Annotated in this window: 22 protein-coding genes, 1 tRNA gene and 1 pseudogene; 13 read left to right on the plus strand and 11 right to left on the minus strand. The window is 68.1% G+C overall.

Going from position 1 to position 21035, the window contains the following annotated elements:
* The 5 genes and pseudogenes from SAZ01S_RS24115 to SAZ01S_RS18610 form a co-directional block, all read left to right on the plus strand.
* Positions 1 to 233, plus strand: a pseudogene (locus SAZ01S_RS24115) (methyl-accepting chemotaxis protein); the annotation flags it as partial.
* Positions 230 to 709: a chemotaxis protein CheW gene (locus SAZ01S_RS18595; RefSeq protein ID WP_084583775.1), complete on the plus strand. Its 480-nt coding sequence runs from the start codon at positions 230 to 232 to the stop codon at positions 707 to 709. The pseudogene SAZ01S_RS24115 and the gene SAZ01S_RS18595, both read left to right, overlap by 4 nt.
* 66 nt (positions 710 to 775) lie before the next feature.
* Positions 776 to 1591, plus strand: a complete 816-nt coding sequence (locus SAZ01S_RS18600; protein WP_084583776.1) for a CheR family methyltransferase — start codon at positions 776 to 778, stop codon at positions 1589 to 1591.
* The gene (locus SAZ01S_RS18605; protein WP_139810141.1) at positions 1591 to 2670 is read left to right on the plus strand and encodes a protein-glutamate methylesterase/protein-glutamine glutaminase; all 1080 of its coding nucleotides are present in this window, start codon (positions 1591 to 1593) and stop codon (positions 2668 to 2670) included. Before SAZ01S_RS18600 ends, SAZ01S_RS18605 begins: the two co-directional genes overlap by 1 nt.
* 21 nt (positions 2671 to 2691) lie before the next feature.
* Positions 2692 to 4404, plus strand: a complete 1713-nt coding sequence (locus SAZ01S_RS18610; protein WP_084583778.1) for a hypothetical protein — start codon at positions 2692 to 2694, stop codon at positions 4402 to 4404.
* 46 nt (positions 4405 to 4450) lie between these two features.
* On the opposite strand, the gene SAZ01S_RS18615 is transcribed toward SAZ01S_RS18610, so the two are convergent.
* The 8 genes from SAZ01S_RS18615 to rpmI form a co-directional block, all read right to left on the minus strand.
* Positions 4451 to 4527: transfer RNA gene (locus tag SAZ01S_RS18615), tRNA-Arg, on the minus strand.
* A 63-nt stretch (positions 4528 to 4590) separates the two neighbouring features.
* A complete protein-coding gene (locus tag SAZ01S_RS18620; protein ID WP_084583779.1) occupies positions 4591 to 5007 on the minus strand; it encodes a hypothetical protein in 417 nt (138 codons plus the stop codon).
* A gap of 4 nt (positions 5008 to 5011) precedes the next feature.
* Positions 5012 to 7435 (minus strand): phenylalanine--tRNA ligase subunit beta, encoded by a 2424-nt coding sequence (gene pheT, locus SAZ01S_RS18625; protein WP_084583780.1) that lies wholly within the window; start codon positions 7433 to 7435, stop codon positions 5012 to 5014.
* Positions 7432 to 8523, minus strand: a complete 1092-nt coding sequence (pheS, locus tag SAZ01S_RS18630) for a phenylalanine--tRNA ligase subunit alpha (RefSeq protein WP_084583781.1) — start codon at positions 8521 to 8523, stop codon at positions 7432 to 7434. The genes pheT and pheS overlap by 4 nt, the downstream gene beginning before the upstream one ends.
* Positions 8520 to 8843 (minus strand): GIY-YIG nuclease family protein, encoded by a 324-nt coding sequence (locus tag SAZ01S_RS18635; protein ID WP_084583782.1) that lies wholly within the window; start codon positions 8841 to 8843, stop codon positions 8520 to 8522. Before SAZ01S_RS18635 ends, pheS begins: the two co-directional genes overlap by 4 nt.
* Before the next feature lie 135 nt (positions 8844 to 8978).
* Positions 8979 to 9596, minus strand: coding sequence for a LysE family translocator (locus tag SAZ01S_RS18640; RefSeq protein ID WP_084583783.1), 618 nt, complete (start codon positions 9594 to 9596; stop codon positions 8979 to 8981).
* A 90-nt stretch (positions 9597 to 9686) separates the two neighbouring features.
* Positions 9687 to 10052, minus strand: a complete 366-nt coding sequence (gene rplT, locus SAZ01S_RS18645; RefSeq protein WP_010543146.1) for a 50S ribosomal protein L20 — start codon at positions 10050 to 10052, stop codon at positions 9687 to 9689.
* A 14-nt stretch (positions 10053 to 10066) separates the two neighbouring features.
* Entirely contained in the window at positions 10067 to 10270 is a 204-nt protein-coding gene (gene rpmI, locus SAZ01S_RS18650; protein WP_010543145.1) for a 50S ribosomal protein L35, read from the minus strand.
* Between the two features lie 152 nt (positions 10271 to 10422).
* Between rpmI and SAZ01S_RS18655 the strand changes: the two genes are divergently transcribed.
* Together SAZ01S_RS18655 and SAZ01S_RS18660 are read left to right on the plus strand one after the other, a co-directional pair.
* Positions 10423 to 12558, plus strand: a complete 2136-nt coding sequence (locus tag SAZ01S_RS18655) for an AsmA family protein (RefSeq protein ID WP_084583784.1) — start codon at positions 10423 to 10425, stop codon at positions 12556 to 12558.
* A 42-nt stretch (positions 12559 to 12600) separates the two neighbouring features.
* Positions 12601 to 13713: an SGNH/GDSL hydrolase family protein gene (locus SAZ01S_RS18660; RefSeq protein WP_084583785.1), complete on the plus strand. Its 1113-nt coding sequence runs from the start codon at positions 12601 to 12603 to the stop codon at positions 13711 to 13713.
* A 6-nt stretch (positions 13714 to 13719) separates the two neighbouring features.
* Here the strand turns inward: SAZ01S_RS18660 and hisN are convergent, their stop codons facing one another.
* The gene (hisN, locus tag SAZ01S_RS18665; protein WP_084583786.1) at positions 13720 to 14502 is read right to left on the minus strand and encodes a histidinol-phosphatase; all 783 of its coding nucleotides are present in this window, start codon (positions 14500 to 14502) and stop codon (positions 13720 to 13722) included.
* A 64-nt stretch (positions 14503 to 14566) separates the two neighbouring features.
* Between hisN and SAZ01S_RS18670 the strand changes: the two genes are divergently transcribed.
* The 4 genes from SAZ01S_RS18670 (at position 14567) to SAZ01S_RS18685 (ending at position 18916) form a co-directional block, all read left to right on the plus strand.
* Entirely contained in the window at positions 14567 to 15634 is a 1068-nt protein-coding gene (locus SAZ01S_RS18670; RefSeq protein ID WP_245825006.1) for a phospholipase A, read from the plus strand.
* 53 nt (positions 15635 to 15687) lie between these two features.
* Entirely contained in the window at positions 15688 to 16239 is a 552-nt protein-coding gene (locus SAZ01S_RS18675) for a peroxiredoxin (RefSeq protein WP_084583787.1), read from the plus strand.
* 257 nt (positions 16240 to 16496) lie between these two features.
* Positions 16497 to 17561, plus strand: coding sequence for a GGDEF domain-containing protein (locus tag SAZ01S_RS18680; RefSeq protein ID WP_084583788.1), 1065 nt, complete (start codon positions 16497 to 16499; stop codon positions 17559 to 17561).
* Between the two features lie 497 nt (positions 17562 to 18058).
* Positions 18059 to 18916: a glucose 1-dehydrogenase gene (locus tag SAZ01S_RS18685; RefSeq protein WP_084583789.1), complete on the plus strand. Its 858-nt coding sequence runs from the start codon at positions 18059 to 18061 to the stop codon at positions 18914 to 18916.
* A gap of 18 nt (positions 18917 to 18934) precedes the next feature.
* Here SAZ01S_RS18685 and SAZ01S_RS18690 read toward each other — a convergent pair whose 3' ends face one another.
* Positions 18935 to 19549 (minus strand): YbhB/YbcL family Raf kinase inhibitor-like protein, encoded by a 615-nt coding sequence (locus SAZ01S_RS18690; protein WP_084583790.1) that lies wholly within the window; start codon positions 19547 to 19549, stop codon positions 18935 to 18937.
* 56 nt (positions 19550 to 19605) lie between these two features.
* Positions 19606 to 20277, minus strand: a complete 672-nt coding sequence (locus SAZ01S_RS18695) for a glutathione S-transferase family protein (RefSeq protein WP_084583791.1) — start codon at positions 20275 to 20277, stop codon at positions 19606 to 19608.
* 99 nt (positions 20278 to 20376) lie between these two features.
* Between SAZ01S_RS18695 and SAZ01S_RS18700 the strand changes: the two genes are divergently transcribed.
* Both SAZ01S_RS18700 and SAZ01S_RS18705 read left to right on the plus strand, forming a co-directional pair.
* On the plus strand, positions 20377 to 20649 hold the full coding sequence (locus tag SAZ01S_RS18700) for a type II toxin-antitoxin system VapB family antitoxin (protein WP_084583792.1): 273 nt from the start codon (positions 20377 to 20379) through the stop codon (positions 20647 to 20649).
* Positions 20646 to 21035 carry a type II toxin-antitoxin system VapC family toxin gene (locus SAZ01S_RS18705; protein ID WP_084583793.1) on the plus strand — a complete coding sequence of 130 codons (390 nt, stop codon included), beginning with the start codon at positions 20646 to 20648 and terminating at the stop codon, positions 21033 to 21035. The genes SAZ01S_RS18700 and SAZ01S_RS18705 overlap by 4 nt, the downstream gene beginning before the upstream one ends.

The following is a 21035-nucleotide window of genomic DNA, read 5'->3' on the forward strand; positions in this document are numbered from 1 at the left end:
AGGCCGAGGAGCTCCAGGCCAGCATCGCCTATTTCCGCGTCGAGCAGACCGCGCATGCGGGCCGCACCGGCACGCCGGCACGCCGCCCCGTTGCCAAGCCCGCCGCCAAACCGGCCAAGCGCCACCAGCCGAACAGCGTGGCAGACCAGCAGGCTCGGGTCAGCGGCTTCGCGCTCGACCTCGCCACCGGCGGCCCGGATGCGCAGGACGATGCCTTCGGAGCCGCAGCATGAGCAACGCCACCGAACTGCAGCTCGTCACCTTCGGGCTGGGCGCGGAGATCTTCGCGGTACCGGTCTGCCTGGTCCGCGAGATCCTCGACTATAAGGAGGCGTTCCGCATCCCCAACGGGCCGGATTATCTGCTCGGCCTTACCGAGATGCGCGGCCAAGGCGTGACGACGATCGACTTCCGGCTGCGCCTCGGCCTGTCGCCCTTCGAACCCACGCCGGCCACCCGCATCCTGGTGGTCGACGTGCCGGTCGGGAACCGCGTGCTGATGCTCGGCCTGGTGGTCGATCGGGTGCTCGAGGTGTGCAGCGTGTCGACCGATCAGGTCGACGCGGCGCCCGACATCGGCGTGCGCTGGTCGTCCGACTATATCGGCGGCGTCATTAAGCGCGCGGAAGGGTTCGTGGTGCTAGTCGAAATGTCGAAGATCTTTTCGACCGAAGAAGCGCGCGTGCTCGAAGCACGCGCTGCCGCCTGAGCAACGGAGCAGCCCTTGTCCGCAGCATTAGCGCTGGATCCGTCGCCCCCGCCCGGGCTCGACTCCATGAGTGCGCGCAACTTCGCGCAGCTCGCCGCCTATATTTACGAGGTCTCCGGCATCAAGATGCCGCAGACTAAGAAGACCATGCTGGAAGGCAGGCTGCGCCGCCGCGCGCGGGCGGTGGGCGTCGATACGCTCGACCAATATTGCGCCTATCTGTTCACCGGTGATCATCTCGCCGCCGAAGGGCTGCACCTGATCAACGCGGTCACGACGAACAAGACCGACTTCTTCCGCGAGCCGGCGCATTTCGACTATCTGGTCGCGCAGGTGCTGCCGGCGCTGGCCGCGCGCGGCGTGCGCAGCCTTCGCGCCTGGAGCGCGGCCTGCTCGACCGGGCCGGAGCCCTACACCATCGCCATGGTGCTCGACGACTATGCCCAGCGGACGGGCGGGCCGGAATATGGCATCCTCGCCACCGACCTCGACACCGAGGTGCTGGCGACCGCGCGCAGCGGCATCTATCCCGCCGAACTGATCGACCCGGTGCCGCCGACGCTGCGCCGCGCCTATGTGATGACGTCGAACGATCCGCGCCGGCGCGAGGTGCGGATGGTGCCGCGGCTGCGCAGCGCGATCGGCTTCGCGCGGCTGAACCTGATGGATTCGCACTATCCGGTCGGCGATCCGATGCACCTGATCTTCTGCCGCAACGTGCTGATCTACTTCGACAAGCCGACACAGAAGAAGGTCGTCTCGCAGCTTTATGACTGCCTCGCGCCCGGCGGCTATCTGTTCCTCGGCCATTCGGAGTCGATCACCGGGCTCGGCCTGCCGCTCGAGCAGGTCGCCAACACCGTGTTCCGGCGGGGCAGCTGATGCCCAAGATCCGCGTCCTGATCGTCGACGATTCGGCAAGCGTCCGCCAGACCATGGCCGCGATCCTGGAGGAGGATCCGGCGATCGAGGTGATGGGCACGGCCGCCGATCCGTTCAGCGCCGCCAAGCGCATCCAGGAGGAAGTGCCGGACGTCATCACGCTCGACGTGGAGATGCCGCGCATGGACGGCATCACCTTCCTGCGCAAGCTGATGCAGCAATGCCCGGTGCCGGTGGTGATGTGTTCGTCGCTGACCGAAAATGGCTCCGAGACGCTGCTCCAGGCGATGGAAGCCGGCGCGGTCGACGTGATCCTGAAGCCGCGCATCGGCGTGGCCGACCACCTCGCCGAGCACCACCTCCAGATCCGCGACGTGGTGAAGGCCGCGGCACGCGCACGGGTGCGCGGGCGGCCGGGCAAGCCGGTGCCGAGAATGGAGGCGCCGGCCAAGAAGCTCACCGCCGACGCGGTGCTGCCGCCGCCGAGCGGCAAGCCGATGAGCCGCACCACCGAGATGGTGGTGTGCATGGGGGCCTCCACCGGCGGCACCGAGGCGCTGCGCGAGGTGCTGGAGACGCTGCCGGCGAACAGCCCCGGCATCGTCATCGTCCAGCACATGCCCGAGCATTTCACCCGCGCCTTCGCCCAGCGGCTGAACGGCCTGTGCGAAGTGGACGTCAAGGAAGCAGCGGACGGCGATCCGGTGCTGCGCGGCCATGTGCTGATCGCCCCCGGCGGCAAGCACACCATGCTCGAGCGCCAGGGCGCGCGCTACCATGTCTCGGTCCGCGACGGGCCGCTGGTGTCGCGCCACCGTCCCTCGGTCGACGTGCTGTTCCGCTCGGCGGCGCGCGCGGCAGGATCGAACGCGGTCGGCATCATCATGACCGGCATGGGCGACGACGGCGCACGCGGGCTGCTCGAAATGCGCCAGGCCGGCGCGCGCACCTTCGCGCAGGACGAGGCCAGCTCGGTGGTGTTCGGCATGCCCAAGGAAGCGATCGCCCGCGAGGCCGCCGACAAGGTGATCCCGCTCAGCCACATCGCCCGCGAACTGCTCGCGGCGACCGCTCGATGATCGATTGCAAAGGAGACGGCCATGTACGCCGCACGCATTCCTGATCCTTCCCCCGACTCCGAAATCGCACTGGGCGCGATCGAGGCGACGATCAGCCAGGTCGCGAGCAATCTCGACGCCCGCTTCGTTTCCGCCGGCGAGGCGCTGGCCGAAGCCTATGGCATCGTCGAGCGGCTGGTAAGTGCGCTGGAAGGCGTGACGAACGCGCTGGGGCGCGACGCGGCGGAAGCGGCGGTCGACAACATGCGGGCGACCGCCGATCGGCTGGAGCGGCTGCCGGCGGTCCAGGCGGCGCGCCAGACGGCGCTGGAGGGCATCGCCGCCGGCGCACGACCGCTCGCCCACCATATCTCGCAGGTGAAGCGTACGCTCGATTTCCTGCGCATCTGCGGCCTCAACATCAAGGTGGCGGCCGCCGGCCGCAACGGCTTTGCCGACTTCGCCGACACGATGAACGTCCGGCTGGACGTGGGCGAGGAGGAGATTGGCGGGATCGGCGTCGAGATCGAGCAGCTGACCGCGAGCATCCCGGCGCTGATCGAGGTCGATCGCCAGCTCGCCGCGGAATGCGTCAAGGTGATCCCGCAGGTGCCGCGCAAGCTCGCCGCGGACGCCGAGGCGCTGCAGCGGCACCAGGCCGCCGACGGTGCCCGCGCCAAGCGCATCGCCGCCGTCGCGCGCGAGATTCATGGCCAGGTCGCCACCGCGATCGGCGCGATGCAGATCGGCGACATCACCCGCCAGCGGCTCGAACATGTCGCCAGCGGCATCCAGGCGCTGGTCGACTATCGCAACCAGGCCGATCCGGCGGTGGCGATGCAGGTGAACGGCCATATGCTGGCGCTGCTCGCCGCCCAGGCCGCCGACACGATCGACGCCTTTCATGCCGAGTCGCGGCGCCTCGCCGAGAGCCTGCGGGGCATTGCGCCGAGCGCGGCGCAGCTGCTCGCGATCCAGGCCGAAGGCAATCGCGAATCGAGCGGCGACAACAGCGTCTTCCTGGGCGCGCTGGAAAAGAGCGTCAGCGATGTCGCCAAGGTCACCGCACGGCTGCGCGAGGCCGATCTGCGTGCCCAGACGCTGGGCGGCTCGACCTCGGACAGCGCCGAGCGGCTCGCCAAGCGGCTGCGGGTGGTGCACCGGGTGAACCATGACGTCCATCTGATGGCGTGGAACACCGATCTGCGCTGCCACCGCCTTGGCGACGAGGGCAAGGCGCTGGCGATGGTGGCGTCGGAGATCCGCGGCTTTGCCACGATGCTGGCGACGATCTCGGGGGAGATCCGTCGCTCGGTCGAATCGCTGGTGGCGGCGGTGACGGCGCTGCGCGATCCGCAGGGCGAGCAGGGCGGCGACGCTGCCCAGGCGCTGTCCGAATCGCTCGCCTGCATCCGCGACGGCGCACAGCGCATGCGCGAGGGCCTGGCCGGGCTGACCGACGACGCCGCGGCGGTGACCCGCATCCTCGAGACGACCACCAGCAACGTCGATTGCGAAGCCGCGTTCGGTGATTCGCTGCGCGACGTGGTGACCCAGCTGAGCGTCCTAGCCGCCCCCTGCCATGCACCGGATGCGGCAGTCGCGGCGGCGCTGGAAGGCCTGCTCGACGGGATGGCGCGCAGCTACACCATGGCTCGCGAACGCGAGATCCATCACCGCTTCGCGCTGCCCGGCACGGCAGCCGCCGCACAGGCCTCGGTGGAGGACGACGACGACGACGACGGCCTGTTCTGAGGCGGTCGTCGATCCGCGCGATCGGCGGCGTGGCGATGTAGGAAATTGGCGCGCCCGGAACGATTCGAACGTCCGACCCTCAGATTCGTAGTCTGATGCTCTATCCAGCTGAGCTACGGGCGCGCGGTGAGGTGCGGCGCCTAAACGAGCTTCGGGGGTAGCGCAACCCCTTTTTGCAGCCGACGCTCAATTATCGCGATAGGGCAGCATGTCCTCGTCGAACGAGCGCGGCTGGTTGCAGTGCCAGGCGAACCCGTCCCAACGATCTTCCTGGTCGTCAAACTGGATCAGCGTGCCGGCCGGGCAGCCCAGCGCGACCAGCTCGTCGCGGCAAAAGGCGCGGCCGCGGTTCAGGTCGGTAAGGTCGACATCGAGGATCGCGCAGGCGGGCCGCCACTGGCCGGCCTCGTCCAGCGTCTCGATCAGCGTCCCGCCGCCGCAGGTGCCGAGCCCGGCGATGCGCAGCTCGGCATCTAGGAACACGCCGTAGCGGCCCTCGCGCTCGTGCGGGTCCATGTCGCCGGGAAAGGCGACCGACACCGAATGCGTGTCGAGCGGCTCTGCCAGAAGGGCGTCGAGCCCGGGTAGGAACCGCTCGATCATCGCATCATCCTCGCAGGCTTGCGCCCAGCTTCGCCGCCGCCGCGACGACCTTGTCGGCCACCGCCTTGAGGTCCGCGTCGGTGAAGCTCTTTTCGCCCGGTTGCAGCGTGACTTCAATGGCCAACGACTTCTGGCCCTCGGGTACGCCCTGGCCGGTGAAGACGTCGAACAACCGCGCGTCGACGATCGTCGCCTTGTCCGCACCCTTCACGGTGCGGACGAGATCGCCGGCTGCAAGGCTGGTCGGCACCAGGAAGGCAAAGTCGCGGGTCACCGCCTGCAGCGCCGGGGGCGTGAAGGCCGGGCGGGTGAAGCCGGTCGCCTTCTTGGCGGGCAGCGCGTCGAGGTGAATTTCCACCGCCGCGACCGCGCCGTCGAGGTCGAATGCCTTGAGCACGCTCGGGTGCACCATGCCGAAGCTGGCGAGCACGTTCTTCGGCCCCAGCCGCAGCGTCGCCGACTGGCCGGGATGGTAGGCGGCACCCGCCTCGCCCATCACCTGCAGGTTGGCGACCGGCGCGCCGGCAGCCTCCAGCAGCGCCAGCGCCTCGGCCTTGGCATCGAAGGCGGTGAAGGGCTGCGCCTTGCCGCCCTGCCAGCCGCGCGCGGCCTTGGCGCCCGCCAGCACGACGCCGAGCGTCAGCCGCTCCTTGTCCGCCAGATAGCGGCGGCCGACCTCGAACAGGCGCACGCTGGTCGCGCCGCGCTTGAGGTTGCGCTCCGCCGCCGCCAGCAGGCCTGGCAGCAGCGAGGGACGCATGACTTTCATGTCCTCGCTGATCGGGTTGGCGAGCGTCCAGGCGCCGCCGCCGAAGACCTCGGCCTGGGCTTCGGGCAGGAAGCTCCAGGTGATCGCCTCGTTGAGCCCGCGCGCCGCGGCGGTGCGGCGCATCCGGCGCTCGAGCTTCTGCTCGGGCGTGGCGGTGGGCGTCGCGACGCCGGGGGTGCGGGGCAGCGGCGTCGAGGGGACGTTGTCGATGCCGGCGATGCGGATCACTTCCTCGACGATGTCGGCCGGACCGTCGATATCACGACGCCAGCTCGGCGCGGTGACGCGGAGGGCGTCGAAGCCGCCGGCGAGGTCCACCGGATCGCCATTGCCGTCGAGCGGCTGCACGACGAAGCCGAGGCTTTCGAGGATCTGCACCTGCTGCGCCGCCGGGACGGCGAGGCCGCCCAGCGTCTCCGCCAGATTGGGGTCATAGCCGACGACCGCACCCACCTTGGGCGGCGTGCCGCTGCGGGTGACCTCGCTCGGGGTACCGCCGCACAGCGCCAGCACCAGCCGGGTGGCGATCGCCAGCCCCTCGTCGAGGAATTCGGGATCGACACCGCGTTCGAAACGGGTGCGCGCATCGCTGGTCAGCAGCAGCTTCTGGCCGGTGCGGGCGATATGCTCGGGATCGAAATAGGCGCATTCGATGAGCACGTCGGTGGTGTCGTCCGAACAGCCCGAATGCTCGCCGCCCATGATGCCGCCGATGTCATGCACCGCCGCATCGTCGGCGATCACGGTCATCGAGTCGGTGAGCGTGTAGGTCTTGCCGTTCAGCGCCAGCACGGTCTCGCCGTCCTTCGCCTTGCGCGCGACCAGCCCGCCCGAAAGCTTCGCCATGTCATAGACGTGGAGCGGCCGGCCCAGCCCGAACATCACGAAGTTGGTGATGTCGACCAGTGCGGAAATCGGCTTCTGCCCAACCGCCTTGAGGCGCTGCTGCAGCCACTCGGGCGACGGCCCGTTCTTCACGCCACGCACCACCTGGCCATAGAAGGCCGGGCAGCCCGCCGCATCGTCGGTGCGCACGTCCGGCCCCGCGCCCTGCGGCACAATCGCCGGCAGGTCGGCCACCACCGCATCAAGCGGCTTGAGCGTGCCCAGGCCCGCTGCGGCGAGATCGCGCGCAATGCCGCGCACGCCCATGCAGTCCTGCCGGTTCGGCGTGATCGACACGTCGATCACCGGATCATCCAGGCCCGCATAATCCGCGAACGCCGTGCCGACCGGCGCATCTTCCGGCAGCTCGATGATGCCGTCATGGTCCTCGCCGAGCTCCAGCTCGCGGGTCGAGCACATCATGCCGTTCGATTCGATGCCGCGCACCGCCGCGACCTTGAGCGTCATGCCGTTGGCCGGCACCACCGCGCCGGGAAGCCCCAGCACACCGACCAGCCCGGCACGCGCGTTCGGCGCGCCGCAGACGACCTGCAACGGACCTTCGCCGAAATCGACGCTGAGCACCTGCAGCTTGTCGGCCTGTGGATGCCGCTCGGCGGTCAGCACGCGCGCGACGCGGAAGCCGTTCAGCCGCTCGGCGGGGTTTTCGACGCCCTCGACTTCGAGGCCGACACGGGTCAGCGCCTCGAGGATCTCGGTCAGCGAGGCCTCGGTCTCCAGATGCTCCTTGAGCCAGCTCAGGGTGAACTTCATGCGCCGACTCCCCCGCTCAGCGTGGGCACGTCGAGCGCCGAGAAGCCGTAATGCTTGAGCCAGCGCAGATCGCCGTCGAAGAAGGGGCGCAAGTCGTCCATCCCATATTTGAGCATCGCCAGCCGGTCGACGCCGGTGCCGAAGGCGAAGCCCTGCCATTCCTCGGGATCGAGCCCGCAGGCCTCGATCACCCGCCGGTGCACCATGCCGCTGCCCAGCACTTCCATCCAGCCGCCGCCGGGCGCGTCGCCGCTGCCGCCGATCACGCGCTTGCCGTCCTTCCAGGTGAAGCCGACATCGACTTCGGCCGAAGGCTCGGTGAAGGGGAAATAGCTGGGGCGCAGACGCAGCACGATGTCGTCGCGCTCGAAGAAGGCCTTGAGGAAGGTCTCCAGCGTCCATTTGAGGTGGCCGAGCGTGATGCCCTTGTCGATCACCAGGCCTTCGATCTGGTGGAACATCGGCGTGTGGGTCGCATCCGAATCCGAGCGATAGACGCGGCCCGGCGCGATGATGCGGATCGGCGGCTTCTGGCTCGTCATCGTACGGATCTGCACGGGGCTGGTGTGCGTGCGCAGCACCATCGGCCGTTCGTGCTCGCCGGCGATGTAGAAAGTGTCGTGCATCGCGCGCGCCGGATGCGTCTCCGGAATGTTGAGCGCGGTGAAATTGTGCCAGTCGTCCTCGACTTCGGGGCCGGTGGCGACCGCGAAGCCCAGATCGGCGAAGATCTCGGCCAGTTCGTCCATCACCTGGCTGACCGGGTGGACCGAGCCCGGCGCGACGCCGTCGACCGGCAGCGTCATGTCCACCGTCTCGCTGGCGAGGCGCGCTTCGAGCGCGGCCTGCTCCATCGCCGCCTTTCGGCTCGCGAGCGCCTCGGTGACGGCTTCGCGCAAGGAATGGATGCGCGGGCCCTGTTCCTGGCGCTCCTCGGGGGTGAGCTTGCCCAGCGTCTTGAGCAGGCCGGTGATCGCGCCCTGCTTGCCAAGCGCCTGGACGCGCACCGCCTCCAGCGCATCGAGCGCGGTGGCGGCATCAATCGCGGCAAGCAGCTCGCCGCGCAGGGTATCGAGATCGGTGGTCATCGTTTTCCGTTCACTGTGCGAGATGGCTGGAACCCTAGTCCGATCGCGAGGTCAACCCATTGCGGGTTGCTGCGCTCGATCAGGGCCAGCTTCCAGTCCCGATTCCACTTCTTGATCCGCTTTTCCCGGAGGATGGCGGCGCTCATGTCCTCATGCACTTCGAACCAGACGAGGCGGGCGATCTCGTGTTCGGCGGTGAAGCCGTGGGTGACCTTCTCGCGATGCTGGTAGATGCGGCCCAGCAGGTTCGACGTCACGCCGGTGTAGAGGGTGCCGTGCCGTCGGCTGGCGAGGATGTACACGCAGGGTTGTTTGTCCATCCCGCCACCCCCTCTACACCGTCATCCCCGCGGAGGCGGGGATCCATTCTCCGTGCCGATTCAGCAGGAGCCGAAGCCGGTGAGTCAATGGATTCCCGCCTTCGCGGGAATGACGACGTTGGGCGTGGGGCATGGCTACACCCGGCTGCCGAGCAACGCGGCGCCGAACGCCACGAACACGCCGCCGGTCACCCGGTTGAACATCCGCTGCCGCGTCGCCGGTGCCAGCCAGGCCGCGAGCGAGCGCCCGCCCAGCGCATAGACCGAGAACCAGAAGGCTTCGATCACCGCGAAGGTCGCGATCAGGATCGCCAGCTGCGGCAGGAAAGGCCGGCTCACGTCGAGAAACTGCGGGAACAGCGCGGCGGCGAAGACGATCAGCTTGGGGTTGGACAGCCCCGTGCCGAGCCCGGTGAGATAGCGCGCCCGCACCGACTGGCGCACCGGCACCGGCGCATCGGCATGCGCCTCCGCCACCGGTGCGCGCCAGGCCTTGATGCCGAGCCACACGAGGTAAACGACACCCGCATAGCGCAGCGCGTCGTACAGCCCCGGCGATGCCTTGAGCAGCGCGCCCAGCCCCGCCGCCGAGGCGATCAGGCAGAACAGGTTCGCGCTCATCAGCCCCGCGGTGGTCGGCAGCACGCGCGCCGCACCCTCGCGGATGCTCTGCACCATCACGTGGAGCATGTTCGGCCCCGGCGTCATCGACACGAAAAACACGGCGGTGACGTAGAGCCACCAGGTCTTCATCGCCACGGGATCGTCCCTCCCGGTTGGAATGAAAAAGGGCGCCGAAGCCGCAGCCTCGACGCCCCTTGTTCAGCTTGCGCGCAGGTCCGCTCAGGCGGCCTGGGGCAGTGCCGCCTTCGCCTGCGCGATGATGGCGGTAAACGCCTCACCTTCGTGCATCGCGATGTCGGCCAGGACCTTCCGGTCGAGTTCGATACCGGCCAGCTTGAGGCCGTGCATGAACTGCGAATAGGTCAGGCCTTCGGCGCGCACACCGGCGTTGATGCGCTGGATCCACAGGGCGCGGAAGCTGCGCTTCTTTACCTTGCGGTCGCGATAGGCGTACTGGCCGGCCTTTTCGACGGCCTGGCGCGCGATGCGGATCGTGTTCTTGCGACGGCCATAATAGCCCTTCGCCTGATCCAAAATCCGCTTATGCTTCGCCTTGGTGGTCGTACCACGCTTCACTCGTGCCATTTTTCAGGACTCCCTTACTTCAGGCCGTACGGCGCCCACGCCTTGACGTGTGCCACGTCGGCGTCGGCCAGCACGCTGGTGCCGCGGTTGGTACGGATATACTTCGAATTGTGCGAAATCAGGCGGTGGCGCTTGCCGGCGACGCCGTGCTTCACCTTGCCCGTGGCGGTGAACTTGAAGCGCTTCTTCACACCGCTCTTGGTCTTGAGCTTGGGCATTTTCGTCTCCTTATGGTTCGACGATTGCAGACAGCCGCGGCAGCCCTATTAGCCGGACGGTCCCTCGATCGCGGAAAGGCGGCCCCTTAGCCGATGGCTGGGCGATATGCAACCACCGGGGAACCGCGCGGGCACGAAGGATTTTGAGGTTCATGGCCGACTTGGACAGCCCCGTTCTCGCCGCCGAGCAGGCAGCCCCGCCGCCCCGGCCGGCGCGCGCGATGGGCACGCCGCTCGCCGCGACGATCGCGGTCGTCACCAGCCTGGTCGGGCTGGTGGTGCTGGCCTGGGCCATCCTGTTCGTCACCAAGGGCCGGTTTCTCAAGGGCACGTTCGAGTCGATCGCCAGTTCGAGCGCGCATCGGAAGGTGCGGGTGGCGGGCGACTTCCAGCTCTATTTCGCGCCGTTCAACCTCAAGTTCATGGCGGAAGGGCTGAGCGTCGAGAATCCGGACTGGGCCGGCACCAGCCCGTTCTTCACGGCAAAGCGTATCGACGCGCGAATCGCCACCTTCTCGCTCCTCGCGGAGCAGAAGCGCTTCCAGTGGCTCGGCCTCACCGACGGGCGAATCGACCTGCAATGGGATCGCGACGGCAAGCAGAACACGTGGACCTTCGGCAGCGGCGGCGGCAAGCCGCTGACCATGCCGCTGATCCAGCGCGCGCGAATCGCCGGCACGCAGATCCGCTACCTCGATCCGCGCCACCAGCTGGACGCGGCGATTCGCGTCGACACGGTGGCGGCCGAGGACAATCGCTTCGCCGACACCATTCGCTTCGACGGCAACGGCACCGCGCGCGGCGCCCGCTTCACGCTGGCGGGCGCGCTGCTCTCCTCCAACAAGACGCTGGCGGGCGGCGAGAATAGGCTGAAGCTGCACGCCGAGGGCGTGCGCAGCCAGGTCGACATCGCCGGCACGCTGCCCGGCGCGACGGTGCTGGAAGGCGCCAAGCTCCACATGGACCTGCGCGGGCAGAACCTCGCAGACGTGTTCCTGCTCGCCGGCATCGCCGTGCCCGACACGCGCACCTACCGGCTGACCTCGGTCGTCACCAAGACCGGCGACGAGTGGCGCTTCACCGGCATGAAGGGCCGGTTCGGCGACAGCGATCTCGCCGGCAAGTTCACCGTGAAGCTCGGCGAGCCGCGCATGCTGGTGACCGCCGATCTGTTCACCCATGTGCTCGACATCGTCGATGCCGGGCCGTTCATCGGCTACAACCCCAATGCGCTGGCGGCGCAGGGTGCGCAGGCGGCGGTGACGCAGGTCTCCGGCACGCCGCGGCTGCTGCCCGACGCGCCGCTCCGGGTCGACGCGCTCAAGAATTTCGATGCCAAGGTGCAATGGCAGGTGCGCACCGTCCGCGCACCCAACCTGCCGGTATCGAACATCGAGCTGGGCCTCGACCTCAACGACCGGCTGCTCAAGCTGAGCCCGCTCAACTTCAGCCTCGCACGCGGCACGGTCACCTCCGACATCAGCATCGATGCGCGCAAGGCGCCGGTGTTCACCACCTACGATATCCGCCTGTCACCGACGCCGATGGGCGTGCTGCTCGCCGGCTTCGGCGCGGAGCAGTCCGGCACGACCGGCATGCTCAAGGCACGCATCCAGATGAACGGCAGCGGCAACAGCGTGCGCGATTCGCTCGCCAGCGCGAACGGCCGCATCGCGGTAATCCTGCCCAAGGGCGATTTCTGGACGCGCAACACCGAGCTCGCCGAGTTCGACATCGGCACCTTCGTCCAGAAGATGTTCGAGAAGAAGCTGAAGGAGCCGGTGCAGATCAATTGCGGGCTGATCGGCTTCACCGTGCGCGACGGCATCGCCGCGGCGGATCCGATCCTGATCGACACGCAGAAGAACGTGATGCTCGGCCGCGGCGGGTTCAGCTTCAAGAACGAGACGATCGATCTCGCCTTCCGCGCCGATTCGAAGCGGTTCAGCCTGTTCTCGGGCCAGTCGCCGGTGGGGATCGGCGGCTATTTCGCCAAGCCGGGGATCAGCGTGATCAGCCCCGAGCTGCTCGGCCGCGCCGGCGCCGGGCTGGGGCTTGGCGTCGCCGCCTCGCCGCTCGCCGCGGTGTTGGCCTTCGTCGATTTCGGCGATGCCAAGGCAGCGGACTGCGGCCCGGTGCTGGCGGGCGCGACCGCCGCCAGCCAGCGCGATGTAAAGGGCCGGCCGCGCGACGATGTCGGCCGCGGCACCACCGCCAAGTCGGAAAGCGGCAAGACGAGCCCCGCCGCCGCAAAGCAGCAGCGCAAGAAGTTCCTCGGCATCTTCTGATCGCTTGCGCACCCCGCCCCGGCCGACGCAGGATCGGCGGCGATGCTGCGCTTCGTTCCCCTCGCGATCGCCCTTGCCGTGGCCGGCGACATGCGGCCGCCCCAACGGGTGACCGTCACGGCCGAGGACGCTGGCTTGCAGGCGCTGCCGGTGCATGTCGGCGGACGGGTGGCGCGGATCGCCGCCGGGTTCCGCCACCAATGGCCGGGCGTCTATTTCGAAGCGGCCTTTCGCGGCGATCGGGTGACGCTGCGCTTCGCCGACGCCGTCAACGAGTGGCGGGTCAGCATCGACGGGGCCCCGCCGATTACGATCGATCGACCGGGCGCCGCCGACAGGACGATCGCCGGGCTCGGCAGCGGCACGCACCACGTCCGGCTGGACAAGGTGACCGAGAGCGCGGCACCGGCGCTGTTCGGCGGCTTCCTGGTCGGGCGCGGCGATGCGCTGCCCGCCCCGGCGCCCCGCCGCCGCCAGATCGAGTTCATCGGCGATTCGTCGATGGCGGGCTATGGGGCCCGGTCCGAACGGCTCGACTGCACGCCCGAGCAGGTGCGCGCCACCACCGACACAGCGGACGCCTTCGCAGCCCTTGCTGCGCAGCAAGAGGGTGCGGACTATCAGGTCAATGCGATGTCCGGCCGCGGCCTGATCCGCAATATCGGCGGCACCGCCCCCGCGGGCCCGATGGTGCAGCTATGGCCGCGCACGCTGCCTGGCGAGCCTGCGCCGTTCTTGGATCCGGCATGGCAGCCGCAGATCGTGATGCTCAAGCTGCAGGCCGATTTCGTCGGCTTCCATCCCGATGCGCGCTGGCCGACGCTCGAGGCGCTGGTGGCGGACTATGCCGCCAGCTACGGCCGCTTCCTCGCGCAGATCCGCGCGCGCTATCCCCGCGCCGTGTTCCTGCTCTGGTGGTTCGACACCAGCGGTGCCCCGCCCGACCAGGCGGCGATGCTGCACGCGGCCGAACGCAGGATCAGCGATGCGGCGCATGCCGCCGGCGTCCGCGACCTGTTGTTCCTGCCCTTCCCCGCCGCCGAGTTCCGCGCCACCGCCTGCCACGGCCATTACGGCGTGGAGGAGCAGCGCCGCATCGCCGACTGGCTGATGCGCACGATCGATGCCCATCCTGCGTTCTGGGACGGGCACTGATCGGGGTCAGTGCCCGCGGCAGTCCATCGCTTCGAGGATGTCGTCGATCCGCGCCGGGTCGCCTGCGGCGATCACTTCGCCGTTGCTGCCGGCATGGAGCGGATCGCCCTGCCAGTCGCACATCCGCCCGCCCGCGCCTTCGATCACCGGCACCAGCGCGGCGAAGTCGTGGAGCTTGAGCCCGGCCTCGACGACGATGTCGAGCCAGCCGCTCGCCACGCAGCCATAATTGTAGCAGTCGCCGCCGAGCACCGTGCTCATCACCTTGGCGTCGAGATGCTCGAAGGCATGGAGCTGGCCGTCGTCGAACAGCGCGGGCGAGGTGGTGCCGAGGATCGCCTGGCCCAGCTCGCGGCAGATGCGGGTGCTCGCGGGCTTGCCGTTGAACAGCGTCTTGCGGCCGGTCACCCCCAGCCAGCGCTCGCCGATGATCGGCTGGTCGATCACGCCCAGCACCGGCCAGCCATTGTCGACCAATGCGATGAGGGTCCCGAACACCGGGCGCCCGGCGATGAAGGCGCGGGTACCGTCGATCGGATCGAGCACCCATTGCCGGCCGCTGGTGCCTTCGCGCACCCCGAATTCCTCGCCGATGATGCCGTCCATCGGGCGCTCGGCGAGCAGCAGCTTGCGCATCGCTTCCTCGGCGGCGCGATCGGCGAGGGTGACCGGGGAATGGTCCTCCTTGGCCTCGACGCCGTGCTCGGCGCGGAAATAGGGGCGAATCGCGGCGCCGGCGGCGTCGGCGAGGCGCGCGGCGAGCGCGATGTCGGTTTCGGAAACGGCCATGCCCCTGCCCTACCGGGCCGAATATGACTCGCCAAGGTCACAAACGCCTGCCACTTCGCAGAACATGCGTGGAATTGCCGCACTTCCCCTGCTCGGCCTGGTCTTCGCGGCGTCGCCCGCGCTGGCGCAGGTGCGCGCCGTGCCGGCGCAACCCGCCTCCGAACAGGCGGCGCTGCGCGGCGTCGAGGTGTTCCTGGTCAACGAGAGCGAGGCACCGATTGCCGATGCCGGTCCGCGCCAGATCGAGGTCACCGCGACCGACGGCACGCGGCTGATGCTGGAGCGCACCCCCGGCCCCACCCCCACCATCGCCCCGCACGGCTTCGCCAAGGCGCGCTACGTGCCGGTGGGCGTCGCCGGCGTCGCGGTACCGCCCGCCGCGCAGCATCGGCCGGCCGAGATGCCCGAGCAGGAAACCGTGGTGCAAAGCTCGACCGGCAGTTCGGCGGGGTTGCTCTCCCGCTTCGAGCCGCACGAGGCGGTCTATGGCGCGTTCGGCCTGAACGACGCAGGCGGCAAGCTGCAGGTGAGCTTCGCCGTGCGCCCCTTTGCCGAGGACGCGCCGCTCCAGCTCGGCAATCTCCGCTTCGCCTATACCCAGACGATGTTCTGGGCGCTGAACGAGCCCTCGGGCCCGTTCCGCTCGACCAACTACACGCCCGAACTCTATGCCGATGTGCCGGTGGACGAGACGACGCGGGTGGCGATCGGCTGGCGCCACGATTCGAACGGTCGCGGCGTCACCGATTCGGTCGACATCAACCGGATCTTCGTGCGCGGTGAGAAGCGCTTCGACCTGGGCGGCGACTGGCGGCTCGACGTGGCGCCGCAGGCCTGGGTCTATGTCGGCAGCAGCGGCACCTTCCACGACATGAAGAACTATTTCGGCTATACGGGCCTCGCCGCGGCGATCGCGCAGAAGGACGGCATCAAGCTGGCACTGACCGCGCGCGGCAATGTGAAGACCGGACGCGGCGCGGCCGAAGCCTTTATCTCCTATCCGCTACGCCGGCTGGGCGGAGGCCTGGGCATCTACCTCTTCGGACAGGCATTCACCGGCTATGGCGAGGCGCTAGACCGCTACACCGTCAACGACACGCACGCGCGGATCGGCATCGCCTTCACCCGCTAGCTCCTGCGCGCACGCTGGCGTAGACAGATGCGCAACCATTCCGGGAGATCGATATGCGCCTGAAGCTCGCCCTTGCCGCCCTTGCCCTGCCGCTCGCCATGATGCCGGCCAACGCGTCGCTCACCGCGGGGGCCAAGGCGCCCGTGTTCACCGCCAAGGGTGCGGTGGCCGGCAAGCCGATCACGGTCGACCTCAAGGCCGCGCTCAAGAAGGGACCGGTCGTCCTCTACTTCTTCCCCGCCGCGTTCACGTCGGGCTGCAATGCCGAGGCGCATGCCTTTGCCGAGGCGCTGCCCGATTTCACCAAGGCGGGTGCGACGGTGATCGGCATGACGGCCGGCAATGTCGACCAGCTCGAACAGTTCAGCAGCCAATATTGCGCCGGCAAGTTCGCGGTTGCCGCCGCCACGCCCGAGGTGGCGCAGGGCTATGATGTCGCCGCGAAGAAGCCCGACGGCACCGTCGCCAAGTTCACCAGCCGTACCAGCTATGTGATCGCACCGGACGGCAAGGTGCTGTTCGTTCATTCGGATCCGAACCCGGCGGATCATATTCGACTCACCCTCGCCGCGGTCGAATCCTATCGCAAGACCCACCGCCGCTGAGCCGCCGAGTCGGGCACATTGCCCGCTGCTAATCCCTCCGATCTGGAGATATTAATCTTCGGATCGGAGTGGGCGCCCCGTCGTCAGGGGCGAAGATTCTAATTCCAAAGGAAAAATCCCTATATCCGGAGTCTTCCTATCCGGATTTGCCCGTTCAGTATGAAACGGACGGAAACCGGATATTAGCACTCTCCTCATAGACCCCCTGCATATTATTGCGGCCGAAATGCCGTGACTTGCACGGGGGTTAGGAGCGTATGCGCATCGCGCGTGCCGTTCGTTCAGATGCAGAAGGGGAGGGCGGCCGCGCGCTGTTCGAGCGTATCGGCGCCTTCCTCGCCGACCAGCGCCTGGCACCGACGCCGACCAACTATGCCTTCGCGCATCGGCTGTTCACCGAAGCCGATGATGCGCTGGCGCGTGCGGTGGAGCTGATCACCGAGCGCGGCGTCCGCCTTACTTCGCGCGACATCCAGACCCTGACCGCCGACCACACGCCCGAAGACGACGCCCAGATCGCGCAGGCGGAGCTCAAGTCGCGGACCGAAGGCCTGGTTGCCCGCACGCAGATGCAGGTCGAAGGCTTTGCCGACATGGTAACGGCGATGCGCGCGGAGACCGCCGATTTCGGCCGCGACCTCGCCGCCAGCGCCGAAGCCATGTCGAGCGGCAGCGACACGCCGCAGGCGACGGACGATATCGTCCGGATCACCGCCGGGATGCTCAATCGCATTCGCATCGCCGAGAAGAAGCTCGAGAGCAGCACGCGGGAAGCCAATGAGCTGCGCGAGAAACTGGAAGAGGCGCGCGACAATGCCCGCCGCGACCCGCTCACGCAGCTGCCCAATCGGCGCGCGTTCGAGGAAGCCTTCACCGCCCAGGAAGCGACGGGCGGCAGCATGTGCATCGCGGTCTGCGACATCGATCACTTCAAATCGGTGAACGACCGCTTCGGCCATGCCGTGGGCGACCGCGTCCTGCGCGTGATCGCCGACGCGCTCGCGCATTGCTGTCGCGGGCATCTCGTCACCCGCTATGGCGGCGAGGAATTCGCGATCCTGTTCACCAATGTGCCGCTCGACAAGGCGCACGCCGTGCTGGAGCATGCCCGCACTACCGTGCAGACCAAGCGCTACAAGCTGCGCGACAATGATGCGCCGCTGGGCGAGATCACCTTCTCGGCCGGCCTGACGCCGGTGGAAGCGGGCGAGATGCACCAGACCGCGTTCCACCGCGCCGACCGCTTGCTGTACCTTGCGAAGCATGAAGGGCGGAATCAGGTAAAAACCGGCAGCGCCAGCTACAGCGAATTTCGCCGCTGAATAGCAAAATGCGCCATCGCTTTTGGCGAAATACGCCGCATCTCGCGGCCAGAAGACAGCCCTCAATAGCGTTCTCAAACACTTAGCGAACTTGGCACGCTCCCTGCGAAGAGGATGGTATCGGCGGCCGGATGGTCCGGCAGCCGGGACATCAGGGAGTTTCCACCATGACCGCACGTTTCGTCTCGCTGCACCAGACCGTTGCCGTCAGCGCTGCCGTTCTGCTCACCGCCGCGCTCGTCCTGTTCTCCACGCCCGTGATCCCGGTCGCTTGAACGTGCTCGCACAGATGGAGAAGATCAGCATGGCCCGCAGCGTCCTGATCGGCATCGCGTCGTTCGGGCTCACCATGGCGGTGATCCTCGGCAGCGGCCTGCAGGGTTCCGGCCTTCTCGGCTGACCCTGCCGGCCGCTCCGGCGGCCCCTTTCTCCCGGAACTTGTGGCCCCAGCGCCCGGTTCTTTCGGCACCCTCCCTAACGCCCCAGGAGCCGTGCCGATGTCCGAAGACCATCTCATTGAACGAGTCCGCGAGGATGCGCTGCCCGGCGAGGAACGCGCTCTCGATCCCAAGCCGCAATGGCAGCCGCGCTTTCGCGGATCGGATCGGCTGAAGGACAAGGTGGCGATCGTCACCGGCGCCGATAGCGGGATCGGCCGCGCGGTCGCCGCGCTCTATGCCCGCGAAGGCGCCGATATCGCCATCGTCTATCTGAACGAGCACGCCGATGCGGAGGACACTGCCGAGGCGGTGCGCGCCGAAGGCCGCCGCGCGATCACGATTGCCGGCGATGTCGGCGACAAGGGGTTCTGTGAGCAGGCGGTAGAACAGGTGATCGCCGAGTTTGGCCGCATCGATGTGCTGGTCAACAATGCCGGCGAGCAGCATCCGGACAAGGACATCACCGACATCACCGAGCAGCAGCTCCGGCGCACCTTCCAGACCAACATCTTCGGGATGTTCTTCCTGGTCCAGGCCGCCTCGCCGCACCTCAAGGAAGGCGCCGCGATCGTCAACTGCACCTCGGTGACGATGTACCAGGGCGAGCCCGAGCTGCTCGACTACAGCGCCACCAAGGGCGCCATCACCGCCTTCACCCGCAGCCTGTCGATGAACCTGATCGAGAAGGGCATCCGCGTGAACGCGGTGGCGCCAGGCCCGATCTGGACGCCGCTCAACCCCAGCGGCGGCGCGTCGCCGGAGAAGCTCGAGCATTTCGGCGAGGACGTGCCGATGGGTCGGCCGGGCCAGCCCAACGAAGTCGCCCCGGCCTTCCTGTTCCTCGCCTGCGAGGATTCGAGCTACATGTCCGGCCAGGTGCTCCACCCCAACGGCGGCACCGTCGTCAACGGCTGAACGCGCGCCGCGCCGGTCTCACACCGGCGCGGTTTCGCCCACCAGCCCCGTGGGCGCTTCCTCGCCGCGCGAATAGACGCCGGTAAGCAGCCCGGCGGCGAGCACATGTCCCGCCATCGCCTTGACCAGCGCGCTGCGGCCGGGATTGTCGCCGATCGCGCAGCCGCCGCCGAGCGCGAACAGCTGGAAGGCATAATTGTGCGGGCCGTGGCCGGTCGGTGGATCGGGCGGCAGCCAGCCCTCGCCGAGATAGCTGTTGCGGCCGACATCCTTGCCCTCGGCATCGCCCGCGCCGTCCGCACGGATCGCACCTTCCTTGAGGTCGCCGTCGGCCGGCAGCCCCCAGACGACGGCATGCACCAGCGGCTGCGGCGCGGGTGCATCCGGATCCTCGACGATCAGCGCCAGGCATTCGGTGCCTTCGGGCACCCCCGTCCAGAACAAGGGCGGCGAGACGCCTTCGCCGTCCGCGGTGAAGCGCTCGGGGAGGCGGCCCCCGTTCGCAAAGGCGGGGCTAGCAAGGTGCAGCACCTCGAAGCTGCCGAGTTCGGGCTGGACGATCGCCAGCTTGTTGGCACCCGCGCGCAGGCCCTTCAGCGCGCTTCCCAGCCAGTGGGGTACATGTTCGAGCATCGCGGACTCTCTCCCGTTTGACAGCCAAACGCGCCGCGCCCCGCGATTATCCCGCCTTAGAGGTCCAGCTTCTCGTAATCGGCCGGCGGCGTGATTCCCTCCATCCGCTCGGCGAGCAGCTGGCGGAAGCTCGGGCGGCTCTTCATCCCGATATACCAGCGCTTGGCGAGTTCGTGGCTCTTCCAGTCGATGCCGCCCAGATAGTCGGCGACCGAAATCTGCGCCGCCGCGGTGATATCGGCAAGGCTCATCGTGGCACCCGCCAGCCAGGTGCGGTGATCGAGCAGGTAATCGATATAGTCGAGATGGCCAACCGCGGCCTTCATCGCGTCGCGCAGCACCTTGGCGTCGGGCGGCTGGCGATAGACGATGCGCTTGATCATCCGCTCGTGGAGCAGCGGCGCGGTGATATCGCTGTAGAAGTTGTTGTCGAACCACACCACCAGGCGGCGAATCTCGGCGCGGTCGACCGCCGAGCCGTTGAGCAGCGCGTTCTTGGTCACCGTCTCCTCGAAAAACTCGCAGATCACGGTGGAGTCGATGAGGGTCACGTGGCGCTCGGCATCGATCATCACCGGGGTCTGGCCGGTGGGATTGAGATCGAGAAACTCGTCGCGCCGCTGCCACGGCGATTCGCGCACCGGCTCATAGGCGATGCCCTTCTCGCCGAGCAGGAGCCGGACCTTGCGCGAAAAGGGACAGAGCGGGAATTGAAGGAGCTGCCACATGGGGAAAGCCATAAGCAGCCGAAATGGGCCGGGGAAGACTCGTTGTAGCGCCGTCCGCATTTCTATATTTTAAGCGGCATTCTAGAACGGAGCCGCACCATGGCGCTCAGCATCAAGGACGAAGAGACCGACCGGCTGGTCCGCCGCTACGCGCGCACCAAGGGAGTGAGCTACACCACCGCGATCAAGCTGGCGGTGAGCGATGCCCTGCGCCGCAGTGGCGAGCCGGTCGCCGATCCGGATGTGGAGCAGCGCCTCGTCGACTATCGCGCCGTGGCCCGAGAGGTGCGCCAGGCCTATGCCGCGATGCCGACGCTCGATCCTCGTGATCCCGACGCGATGCTGTACGACAAGGACGGCCTGCCCAAGTGATCGCGGTCGATACCTCGGCGCTGATGGCCATCCTGCAGGACGAAGCCGAAGCCGAGACATTCCTCCGCGCCATCGCCACGCCGGATCGCGTGCTGCTCGGCGCGCCGACCGCGTTCGAGTTTCGGCTGGTGGTGCTGCGGCAGAAAGGGCCGAGCTTCCTGCCGGCCACCGAACGGCTGCTGCGCTTGCCGACGATCGAGATCGTACCCTGGACCGAAGACCATGGACGGATCGCGATCGAGGCGCTGACCCGCTTCGGCGGCCGCCCCGCCCGGCTCAACTATGGCGACTGCATGGCCTATGCGGTCGCGGCGCTCGCGGACTGCCCGCTGCTCTTCAAGGGCGACGACTTCCGCCACACGGACGTCGTCGCCGCCCTCGATTGA

It is taken from the genome of Sphingomonas azotifigens NBRC 15497 (genome assembly GCF_002091475.1).
Classification (GTDB): Bacteria; Pseudomonadota; Alphaproteobacteria; order Sphingomonadales; family Sphingomonadaceae; genus Sphingomonas; species Sphingomonas azotifigens.